Source organism: Komarekiella delphini-convector SJRDD-AB1, assembly GCF_014831675.1.
GTDB lineage: Bacteria > Cyanobacteriota > Cyanobacteriia > Cyanobacteriales > Nostocaceae > Komarekiella.
On record NZ_VJXY01000017.1, the window covers coordinates 13815 to 25231 of the forward strand.

12 protein-coding genes are annotated in these 11417 nt (G+C 39.6%); 4 read left to right on the top strand and 8 right to left on the bottom strand.

Annotation, left to right across the window (positions count from 1 at the left end):
- Window positions 1-2 precede the first annotated feature (2 nt).
- The 7 genes from FNW02_RS16610 to FNW02_RS38715 all read right to left on the bottom strand — a co-directional run bounded on the left by FNW02_RS16610 (window position 3) and on the right by FNW02_RS38715 (window position 7006).
- Complete coding sequence (locus FNW02_RS16610) at window positions 3-1448, bottom strand: glycosyltransferase family 4 protein (RefSeq protein WP_191758625.1); 1446 nt, start codon at window positions 1446-1448, stop codon at window positions 3-5.
- Window positions 1448-2752 (bottom strand): class I SAM-dependent methyltransferase, encoded by a 1305-nt coding sequence (locus FNW02_RS16615; protein WP_191758626.1) that lies wholly within the window; start codon window positions 2750-2752, stop codon window positions 1448-1450. Before FNW02_RS16615 ends, FNW02_RS16610 begins: the two co-directional genes overlap by 1 nt.
- A 49-nt stretch (window positions 2753-2801) precedes the next feature.
- Window positions 2802-4148: an HAD-IA family hydrolase gene (locus FNW02_RS16620; RefSeq protein WP_191758627.1), complete on the bottom strand. Its 1347-nt coding sequence runs from the start codon at window positions 4146-4148 to the stop codon at window positions 2802-2804.
- Complete coding sequence (locus tag FNW02_RS16625; RefSeq protein ID WP_191758628.1) at window positions 4149-4820, bottom strand: PI-PLC domain-containing protein; 672 nt, start codon at window positions 4818-4820, stop codon at window positions 4149-4151.
- Window positions 4821-4847: 27 nt separating this feature from the next.
- Entirely contained in the window at window positions 4848-5591 is a 744-nt protein-coding gene (locus FNW02_RS16630) for an ABC transporter ATP-binding protein (RefSeq protein WP_191758629.1), read from the bottom strand.
- A complete protein-coding gene (locus tag FNW02_RS16635; RefSeq protein ID WP_191758630.1) occupies window positions 5592-6401 on the bottom strand; it encodes an ABC transporter permease in 810 nt (269 codons plus the stop codon).
- Between the two features lie 464 nt (window positions 6402-6865).
- Window positions 6866-7006, bottom strand: coding sequence for a DegT/DnrJ/EryC1/StrS family aminotransferase (locus tag FNW02_RS38715; protein ID WP_348535410.1), 141 nt, complete (start codon window positions 7004-7006; stop codon window positions 6866-6868).
- A 405-nt stretch (window positions 7007-7411) separates the two neighbouring features.
- Between FNW02_RS38715 and petP the strand changes: the two genes are divergently transcribed.
- The 4 genes from petP to FNW02_RS38720 all read left to right on the top strand — a co-directional run bounded on the left by petP (window position 7412) and on the right by FNW02_RS38720 (window position 10391).
- Window positions 7412-7603 (top strand): cytochrome b6f subunit PetP, encoded by a 192-nt coding sequence (gene petP / locus FNW02_RS16645; RefSeq protein ID WP_191758631.1) that lies wholly within the window; start codon window positions 7412-7414, stop codon window positions 7601-7603.
- An 83-nt stretch (window positions 7604-7686) separates the two neighbouring features.
- Window positions 7687-8787: a Get3/ArsA fold putative tail anchor-mediating ATPase NosAFP gene (locus FNW02_RS16650; protein ID WP_191758632.1), complete on the top strand. Its 1101-nt coding sequence runs from the start codon at window positions 7687-7689 to the stop codon at window positions 8785-8787.
- A 66-nt stretch (window positions 8788-8853) separates the two neighbouring features.
- A complete protein-coding gene (gene chlG, locus FNW02_RS16655; RefSeq protein WP_191758633.1) occupies window positions 8854-9924 on the top strand; it encodes a chlorophyll synthase ChlG in 1071 nt (356 codons plus the stop codon).
- A gap of 179 nt (window positions 9925-10103) precedes the next feature.
- The gene (locus FNW02_RS38720; RefSeq protein ID WP_348535402.1) at window positions 10104-10391 is read left to right on the top strand and encodes a hypothetical protein; all 288 of its coding nucleotides are present in this window, start codon (window positions 10104-10106) and stop codon (window positions 10389-10391) included.
- Window positions 10392-10431: 40 nt separating this feature from the next.
- Here the strand turns inward: FNW02_RS38720 and FNW02_RS16660 are convergent, their stop codons facing one another.
- A complete protein-coding gene (locus tag FNW02_RS16660) occupies window positions 10432-11388 on the bottom strand; it encodes an MDR/zinc-dependent alcohol dehydrogenase-like family protein (protein ID WP_191758734.1) in 957 nt (318 codons plus the stop codon).
- Between the last annotated feature and the right edge of the window lie 29 nt (window positions 11389-11417).

The window sequence follows — 11417 nt, forward strand, 5'->3', positions numbered from 1 at the left end:
ATTTAAATATTTATGCCAATCTTTGAAAAGAGTTTCATGTAGGAAGAATAGATTTGCTCCTGAGAAAAGTTGTAACTGGCATAAGCAAATGCCCTGTTAACTAATTCTTCTCTTGTTTCCTGAGTCATTTGTAATGCTTCTAAAATACTTGAAGCTATACTTTCTACAGAGGTAGGATCACAGAAGAAACAGTTGCCGTTTGTAACTTCTGGAATAGAACTAGAATCAGATGTAACAACTGGGGTTTTGCAGATCATTGCCTCTAGTACGGGTATACCAAACCCTTCATAGAGTGTTGGAAAAGCAAATACAGTAGCTAGATTTAGCAGTTTGCACATAGCTTTATCACTCAAATTCTGCACCCATGTAATGTTTACATCTTTAGCAATGTCCAAAAAATTAATTAGATATTCGTGACTACATCGGGCGTGAGAACAAACCACTAGTTGTACATCTGAAGTTACCGCTTGACGCTCAAGTAATAAAGCAAATGCTTTGACTAGCAGCAGACCATTTTTTCTAGAATCGAGAACATTAATAGCAAAGACAATTGGCTTAGAAAAATCGAGCCGCATTGCTTTTAGTTCATCACAAATTTCTATTTCCTCACGTTCATACTGCGATAGTGGCATGAATGACTGATTCCAAGTTGGATATACTGTCATGCAAGCCTTTTCGCAGTATTCTGGAAATAACTCAATCAAGTCTCTCTTCGTACAATCACTAATACAGACGACACCATCGGCTTTCGTTAAGCCATGATAAAACCCCAAAAAGTGTTGATCTGCAAAAATTCTAGTACCATCGTCTACGTGGTAATTGTTTTTATAAAATTTAAAATATTTATCCTTATCATTGCGATCGCATACCAGTAGGTTTGGAACTAAATCATAGATGATCATCACAATTTTGTGAGTAAAATCCTCTATAGGATAAACCCATGTTCCATCCCAAGGTTCCGCCATGATTAGAACATCTAGTTTAAAGTTTAAAAACTTCCATTTAGCTGGTTGCCTTAATTGTAATTTTTCGGCAGGAGCAACTTTATTTCTTAATTTTTTAGCTACTTTTTTAATTAAATTTGATATTTTATTAAAACGTAATTTATTAGAAATTCTACGAACTACATTATGAGAGAGGGAGTCAATCAATGGCGTAGTATTTTTATAAACTTTTACTGATGTCTGAGATGTTGTAGTAGTCTCGTCATATTCTCTAAAAAACTCTTCAGCCGGAAGTGTGACAAATAAAGATGTTCTGGAAACACCAGATATTCTACTTAAAATATAAAACTCGCATCGATCACCTAGGTTATTTTGCAAAACATCAATATGACTGCGTATCATTCTACTGACACCTATGTGATTCTTACTCAATAGAGAGGAAGAGTATAGACCTATTTTAAGTATTTTATTTTCAGATAATGAGATTGGCTTAACGGTAGACATTACTCTTGAACCTCCTTAACCAACCCTAAATTTTTTTTTAACTTCAGCCATAGTATCCGCAACTTCCAGAACTTACTAGACTGCATTGCACTAATCATTGCCTCAGTTTGAGCAGCTTTATACTTTACTATCTCCAGTTCACCTTGAGTGTGCTGAAGCTGCGTTTGTGAAAGTTCTAGTTCACTCTGAGTGTGCTGAAGTTGCGTTTGTGAAAGTTCTAGTTCACTCTGAGTGTTTTGAAGTTGCGTTTGTGAAAGTTTTAGTTCATCTTGAGCTTGCTGAAGTTGCGTTTGTGAAAGTTCTAGTTCACTCTGAGTGTTTTGAAGTTGCGTTTGTGAAAGTTCTAGTTCACTCTGAGTGTTTTGAAGTTGAGTTTGTAAAAGTTTTAGTTCACTTTGAGTGTGCTGAAGCTGTGTTTGTGAAAGTTTTAGTTCATCTTGAGCTTGCTGAAGTTGCGTTTGAGATAACTCTAAATAACTAGGATGCTTTCTAATTAACAAGTAGTCTAGAGTTGCTAGAGATAATTTATTTAGACCACGACTTACTAAGGTAAGATTCCAACGGGTCAAAAGCTTTTGTGCTGATGCACCTAGCTTGTTTTCTGCTTCGGATACTGCTTGAGCAACAGTAGTACCAGAGTGGTTATCATGAAAGAAAACAGCACATTTTTCTGAGAGATAGGGATAAACTGCGAGAAAATCTAAAAGCGGTTGCTCGCCAAAATGTCCGCCATCGATAAAGACAAAGTCAAGCTTGCGATCGCCTACAATAGTTGGAACATCTTTTGGGCTAATACCTATTTCAAAACGTATTACATCAGACAATCCCAACTTAGTTGCAGATTCTTTAGCAAAATGTAGGCCTGTTGGAAGAATGTTTTCTAAAGCATTTTTTCTGCTGCACTCTACACTAGATTCCATTTCTTCAGGATTATATACAAAAGACTCTTTCCACTCTTCAACATAACAGTCCATAGTTACAAGTTGACCGCCATTTTGTTTAAGAGCTAGTCCAATGTACATACTGCTAAACCCAAAAGCAGTAGAAATTTCAAAACCACTTTTTAGCTGGTTTGCAGCAATAACATAGTTAAGAATTAAGCCTTCTTCATCTGTGCATGAATAGGGAAATGCTTTTTCTCTGAGTTTCCACGAACAATCTAACTCGTCAATTGCCTCTGGAGATTCAACCTTTTCCAGAGATGTATGCACACATTTAAGTTGAGTAAGTAATAATTCATATCTTACTCTCCTTAAATCATTCAAGTTTGATGGCAAAAAGACTTCTAAAAATTCAAATTCCATAATAATTGCTCATCAACAATAAATGCTGTAACAGGCAAACACGACAGATCTAAGTTGAACTCTTGAGCTTTAAAAACATTTCCAAATCTTCTGGAGTTCCTAAACCATGCATTGTATCTCTATCTATTTCATAGATATACACTGCTTTTCCAGATTCAATATATTCATTGAATATAGGACAAATATAAAATTCATTATTTGTTCGTATGTTCTTGTTAATCATTGAATTTGCATACTTGACAAATTCCCAAGTACGCCTATAATAGTAAATCCCTACGGTGGCATGGGTACTAATTGCTTGTTTTTCAGCTACCCTTTTGACTAACCCGTTTTCGTCAGCATCAGCATAACTCCACTTACTTTCGGATGCTTCAAATGTAATCATCCCCGCGTCTGCATCTAACTCTCTCATTCTTTGGACAAAATCAGCAACAGAAGCATCTATATATTGATCAGAATTAGCGACAATCAACTCTTCATTATCCGTTAGGTAGTCCTCAGCTAAAAGAACAGTACAAGCAGCTCCCTCAGTTAGTTGATCCACACAAACAATTGAAGAGTCAGGCCTTAAAGATTTTAAATAGGAACTAAGCTTATAATTGTCGAGGTGTTGCTTACGGCAGAGAAATATGAAATAGCTGTTGGCCAGGTTCATATTTTCTACAACCCACTGAATCATTGGTTTACCGAAAACACGAATCATTGGTTTGGGGTCAATATACCCTGCTCTGGCAAATCTACTTCCCTCACCAGCCATTGGAATCACAACTTTGATTTTGCCTACATTTTTTAAACTAGTCATGACTCTCTCAAGATTTACTTCTGATGGTTCGCTGACTTTGCAAATATGTGCTCCACAACTTTGAGCAGCTCTTAGACCAGCTTCAGAATCCTCTACAATTAAGCACTCTTCAGCATCTAAACCCATCTTGTCCATTGCCGAAAAATACATTTCAGGCGATGGTTTACCGTTTTTAACATCTTCATTACTTAAGAAGAATTCAAAATAGTCAATTAAATCTGACTTCTCAAGCATAAGTTTCACAGTTTCCAGCCTGGAATTTGAGCAAACTGCAACTCGGTATCGTTTGTGAAGATATTCCATCATTGCCAGTTTATCAGGCTGGGGTTGACATTTTTCATTAATTATTTCAAAAGTATATTTTTGCTTTTTATCATTAATTTCTTGATGCGCTCCTCTAGGCAGATCGTATCTTATAGAAAGAATTTCTAATTTAGTTCTTGTTGGTAATGCTTTAAAAAAATATATGTGCTGCTCTCTTGTAATTGTTAATCCATAGGGTTGCAAAGCATGATTTAGAGCATCAAAATGCCACTCATCAGCATCAACAAGCACTCCATCAAGATCAAATAAAATTGCAGCAACCTTTTTCATTTATATCTCCTTTAATAAATCCCTCAACATTATAGGATAGTCTGTGCAAATTCCAGCTACATTCCATGCTGCAAATTCTTGACATCTAGCCAGAGATATATTCGCTGAATGTTTATGTAAATCTGGTGCTACAGCATAGACTTTTTTGCCTGCCAAATTCAGTTTATGAATCACTTGTTGAGAAAGCCAAAAACTATCAAACTCATCTAGCCAAACCACGTTAGATGTTGATTCAATGGCTCGTTCTAAGGTTTCGCCTTTATCACTAACTCTGATAGCTATTTCAAGTTGTGAGTTGAGACTTTTATAGACAGATGTAAAAGAATCATAATTTTCTATTCCAACCACTAGCTCTAAATCAAATAAGAATACTTTCAACAAATTTAACTGAAAAATACTTTTAATTAAAGCATTTTCATTGCCAGTATCTTTAATATTAATAGCTATAGTTAATTGGGGATAATTTTTTACAACTTCAACTATTTCAGTCCAAGACTGTGTTTGCTCTGATGTGACTTGATCATGCTTAGCATACAAGTTATTTTTATAAGTTCGCACGTCTAATTCTAAACCAAACCCTAAATCAAGACATTCCTTGCAAGCACTAACCTGATTTTCTCTTTGATAGTCTGAACCGATAATATTTCCACGATGTGCAAGTATTTCAACCATAATTTTTCATAAATTCTCATAATTTAATTATGGGCCTTCAACCCCTGTATCTAGGTAAGTTTGTATAGCGTCACAAGTCGGGCCTGCAAACATTACCTGTCCTTTATTCAACCAAATTGCTTGTTCACAAGATTGTTCTATAAAACTTAAATCATGCGATACTACTAAAACTGTTACATTTGTGTCCCAAAATTTTTCAATCCGCTGCTTACTTTTATTCTTAAAATTTTCATCTCCTACCGATAACACTTCATCTAATATCAAAATATCTGGTTGCACATCAGTAGCAATAGCAAACCCTAGCCGTGCCACCATACCTGAAGATAAAGCTTTTACAGGCACTAATGCACAATCTTGCAATTCTGCAAACTCTAAAATTGACTGTGTTCTTTCTCGCATTTCTGCCCTAGAAAAACCCAACAGCACTCCATACAAGAGAATATTATCCATCACTGAAACTTCTGGATCAAACCCTGCTCCAAGTTCAATCAAGGGTGCAATCTGACCGCGTACCCTGATTACACCGCTTGTCGGCTGCAAAATTCCACAAATAACTTTTAGGAGTGTTGATTTTCCCGAACCATTTGCACCAATAATTCCTAATTTATCGCCTGTATTTACAACCAAATTAATTTCATCTAGTACCAACTTTTTCGCAGGCTTACGATATTTGCCCTCGAAAAATGACAAAACTGTCTTCTTAAGATCATAAGAAAACTCTTCTTGTGTCCTTCGCCACAGCGAAACTTGATCTAGACGAATTACTTCCATCTACAGCAAATCCATAAATTGATGTCGCCACAACTGAAAACAAGCCCATCCTAGCGATAAAATAATCACGCTACTGAGCAAAGCACCCCAAACTAAGTTTAAATCCGGTGGTGCTCCAGATAATGTAATCTGACGAAGACTTTCGATAATTGGAGATAAAGGGTTTAAACCTAAAAAAGGCTGTACTACCTTTGGAACAATAGCTGCTGGATAAAATACAGGACTGCTAATCCACAACACAAATACAACTAACTCATAAAAATAAGGTAAATCTCTAAAAAATACATATAAAGCACTTACAAAAAACCCAATTCCTATACAAACCAAAATTAGCGCTAAAATTGGGAATAGTAGTGCCAGGACATTGACTAGACTTTTGGAATTGACGAAAGTCATGACTACCAGTAACGGTAACACCCCGATCGCAAACTGAAATATATTTGCTGCAATCATTGATAGAGGAAAAATACTGACTGGCAGGCGAATTTTATTCAAAAGTGAGCCATTGCTCACTACACTACTCAATGCCTGGGAGGTGGAAGCAGAGAAAAAGTTGATTACCACCAACCCTGTAAACGCTGCCAACATATAGTTCAAGATTGAGTTACCGTAATATGACGCAAACGTTGCCCCAAAAATCGCAGTGTATAATCCCGTCATAATCAACGGGTTCAACAGTGACCAATAAACTCCTAAGAAAGAACCCCGGTAACGCACTTTCAGATTACGCTCTACTAATACGTGCAGTAATTCCCAGTACCGCCGCACTTGCAACCAAGTTGTTGAGTTCCCTTTGACTGAAAGCTTCATCCTTACACACCATCACACATCACAGGCAAGTTATTCGCGCATTTTACATTATTGGAGCATATGCTGCATTAGCCTATCACCAAAATTTTATTGTAAAAAGCACTTTCTAATAAAATACAAAAGTTATAACTAATAACTTTTCCACTCCCTAGTCAACAAATTAGAACTATTAAACTACAAGAATTGATTTTGTATTTATTCTTTACTGCTACGAATTCTTAGGTTCTAAATCTAAAGTTTGTCTAATAGTTTGCACTACTTGCTCAATAGTTGCGTCATGTAAGTTTTAGTCAAATTGATAAACTGAGTACCTAAGTTGCCAATAGATCGCTAACTGGATTCACAGGGTATTTGCCTTTGTATTAAGCTCATACCACCCCTAAAAGGGGATGGGATAACACGAAAGACAGTTCACTGTTAACTGTTAACCGTCAACTATCAACGGCCTAAAAAGGCATCTTTCATCACCTACCGAGAAGGAATGGGTTTTCCCGACGTCTTTTTAGAACTAAAGCATCTGTCTCAGAGTTAACAGCGATCGCATGGTGTACCCCCAGATACTTAGCAATTTCCTGCTCAAACAGCTTGACATCTGGGCCTATTATGAACTAACCAGATTCTAAAACACGAGAGATTGCAACCTGAATCTCAGATTTGAGAGAGTCGTACTGGGTGGGATCGAGAATGGGGATATTAGTTTGGTTCATGCAACCCTCATAACTTCTGTTTCTGATATTTTTTGATATTTGGCTCCTGTGGAGTCGATCGCATACGTATTAGCATCAAACTTTAGCACATCACCGTAGGCACTCATCTATCTAATAATTTTTGCTGAAACTACTGCGGCGATCGCGTAAGCTGGAACGTCCTTTATGACTAAGCTGAACTATCATTCCTCATTCTTCATTTCCTGATTTGCTCGATTGCGACAAGTTGCTGACAAAAACTCAACTTGATGAGTCCCGGATTCAGCTACACTGAGACTTGGTTTATCTGAATTGTAAGTAGGCATGGAAATCGGACAAAAGGTTAAAGTTTTTCGTTTGCGCGATCGCGTCTCTCCTCCCGTTGTGAAAAGGCTAGGACAAGTAGGCAACGTCTTAGGTTACAAAGTCACCGATGGTGGCGGTATCGGTGTAGTCGTGCAGTTTGATGACGGTTTTTCTACTTGGTTTTTTGAAGATGAAATCAAACCTGTGTAGTAGATAGAACTTAAAGCGGAAGCTGAGAGTATTTGTTGAGTGCTAAGGTTGAAAAGACCGGCGGTGAAAATAGGAATCAAGTAATGGCCCTGATATTGACATTTTTGGGCAAAAGCGGCGTCGCTCGTACCAAAATTGCGATCGCCGCCGCCAAATTATTGGCAAGCCAAGGTAAACGCGTACTTCTAGCAGGACATCCAGAACCAACATTTCAAATTCTGCTAGGTAGTACAATTGCTCCCGATCCCCAGGAAATCGCTCCCAACTTACAAGTTGTGCAATTTCAAGCATCTGTATTGCTAGAACGCAGCTGGGATGAAGTGAAAAAACTTGAGGCGCAGTACCTCCGCACCCCTATCATTAAAGAGGTTTTTGGTCAAGAACTGGTAGTATTACCAGGAATGGACAGCGCCCTTGCCCTGAATGCCATCCGCGAATATGATGCCAGTGGCAAATATGATGCGATCGTCTACGATAGCGCAGGTGACGCTTCTACTATCAGAACTTTGGGGCTACCAGAATCTCTCAGTTGGTATGTCCGGCGATTTCGGCAATTGTTTGTCAACTCTGACTTAGGGAAAACAATTTCAGAATCGCCCTTGATTCAACCACTGATTAGTACTTTTTTCAATATCAACTGGACGGCAGATAACTTTGCCCAACCCACCAATCAAGCCAATAATTTCCTAGAAAAGGGTAAAGCTGCTCTGGCTGACCCTAAGCGCATCGCTGCCTTTTTAGTGACAACAGCAGACCCAATTGAGGTAGCAAGTACCCGTTATTTGTGGGGTAGCGCTCAACAAGTCGGTCTAACTGTTGGCGGGGTTCTTCTGGTATCTTCTGAGGCAAACGCCAACCTGTCAGAGGAATTTACACCTCTGCCTGTTAGTATTATTACTGATTCATCAACAAGTGACTGGCAACCACTAATTGACTCCCTGCCCAACTTTGAAGCGCAAGCAGTACAAGCTCCCAAACCAATTGAAATTGACACCCACAATCGCCAAGTACGGTTGTTTTTGCCAGGATTTGACAAAAAACAGGTCAAACTAACTCAGTATGGCCCAGAAGTCACAGTGGAAGCAGGAGATCAGCGGCGGAATATCTCCCTACCCCCTGCTTTGATTGGTAGATCCGTTACTGGAGCAAAGTTTCAGAATAATTATTTGATAATTTCGTTTTAAGTAAGTTAGGGGTTAGGAATTAATACTCGTAACTCCTAATTCAGAACTCCTTAATAAGTACACCTTATGTCTGAATCATCTCCTATTACCCCAGATCCCAACCCTGTTGAGGCACTAGACTCAGTAGCAACAAATCCTAGTGAGCAAGCAACAGCCATTGGCGATGGGCTGCGCCCCGGTGGAAGCGATCGCAGTGCTAAAACTAGGCAATTACTGGGTATGAAAGGTGCAGCCTCAGGGGAAACTTCCATTTGGAAAATCCGCTTGCAACTGATGAAGCCCATCACCTGGATTCCCCTCATTTGGGGTGTAGTTTGTGGTGCGGCTTCTTCTGGTGAGTATACCTGGACACTAGAAAATATTTTGAAGTCAGCAACCTGTATGTTGCTAGCTGGGCCGTTGATGACAGGTTACACCCAAATTCTCAATGATTACTACGATCGCGAAATTGATGCGATCAATGAACCCTATCGCCCTATTCCCTCTGGGGCAATTCCCCTAAACCAAGTAATTACGCAGATATGGGTATTACTTATTGCTGGTATTAGTCTGGCATTTGTTCTGGATATGTGGGCTGGTCATGAATTCCCCACAATCACAGTGATTGCCTTAATCGGTTCTTTCATCGCTTACATCTATTCTGCGCCTCCCTTGAAACTCAAGCAGAACGGCTGGCTGGGTAGCTATGCCTTGGGTGCAAGTTACATAACTCTACCTTGGTGTACAGGACAAGCTTTGTTTGGCGACCTTAGTCCCACAATTGTGATTTTGACAATGTTCTACAGCTTAGCGGGATTGGGGATTGCCATTGTTAATGATTTTAAGAGTGTAGAGGGCGATCGCCAGCTAGGATTACAATCACTACCCGTCGTGTTTGGTATCAACACTGCCGCCTGGATTTGTGTAGTGATGATTGATTTATTTCAAGGATTGATTGCAGCTTATCTTGTCTATATCCATGAGAATTTGTACGCAACAATTCTCATACTATTAATCATCCCGCAAATTACTTTGCAGGATATGTATTTCCTACGTGATCCCGTGAGTAATGACGTTAAGTACCAAGCCAGCGCCCAACCGTTCCTTGTCTTGGGAATGCTCGTCACTGGTTTAGCACTTGGTCATGCTGGCATTTAAAATACTTTCGTAAGAAGAAGTTAGGAGACACGAGACAAGAAACAGGAGTTTTGAATAAACTCCTTTCTTGAACTCAGGACTCAGCACTACTAAACTTAATACCTCCGTAGTCAGAAGTTAAGAATGAGAAGTTAGGAGTTAATATAACTTCTAGCTGCTAATTTGTATCAGGACTTACCGTGTTACAACTGATATCTTTCCTCATTCATGGGATTCAACCATTTTTAATCCCTATTTGCTTTATAGTTGCTTGGACTATAACTATTCTCGTTGTTTTGAGTCTCTGGACGGCAGCGCGAGATAGTGTCAGCACGGCCAAGCAGATGCATCAAATCCCTTGTACTAACTGCCAATTTTTTACGACCGATTACCGTCTCAAATGTACCGTACACCCTTCCACTGCCAATACAGAAGAAGCTATCAACTGTATTGACTATCAACCGAAGACTAATCCTTATCTGTATTAGTGATTGGGGACTGGGAAAGAATTTCTCTAATGTTCAATGACTATTTACTCATCTCTAGCAAGATTTTTAAAACACCCTGACTCTGAGCGTGTTTAAAAGCCGCAAGCCCTTCAATCAGGGGGTAGGTGGCATGAATCAGGGGTTGCACGTCAACTTGTCCCGTTGCTAGCAACTGGAGTGCTGGGGGAAAGGGGCCACAACGGGAGCCAATGAGGGTGATTTCATCCACTACTAAAGAAGAAGCATCTAGGCTGAGGTTGCCAGCATAAGTACTTTTAAGTACTAATGTGCCACGGGGACGTAGGGCGCGGCGAGCGATAGCAAATCCTTCTGGGTTGCCAGTACATTCTACTGAGATATCGAAATATCCATCTTTCACAGCATCAGCTAAACCAATTTTAATCCCCCGTGCCTCTAAGTTAGCTAGCTTGTTTCGATGCCGTCCCACAGCTAAAAGTTCACAGCCCGTTAGGGCTAGTGTCTGGGCTACCAACTGCCCTAATTTGCCATCTCCAACCACTAGCACCCGATCATTTGGACGCAATGGCACTTGCTGCTGAATTTCCAAAGCTGCTGCTATAGGTTCGGTAAATGTTGCTACTTCTGTCGGCACATTATCAGGTACTAAATGTAAGTTCTCTATGGGCAAACAAAGATATTCACCAAAGGCTCCGTTGCGATTGACAATACCTAAAACGGTGCGATTTTCGCAATGACTTGGTTGTCCGTGGCGACAAAACCGACAATGCCCACACACAGCATTGATTTCTCCAACTACGCGTTGGTTAACTAAGCACTCTGGCCCTTGTTCAACGATGCCGACAAATTCATGACCTAAAATACCAGTGTAGGGATAGTAGCCTCTAAGGAGTTCCAAGTCAGTGTTACAGATACCCGCATGCAGGACGCGTACCAAGGCTTCTCCCGGTGGTGGTTCAGGCATGGGAATATCTGTGCGTAATTGCAACTGGTTATTTTCGAGCCAGAGTCCTTTCATTTTATTCACGTTCTTTGCCTAATATTTTG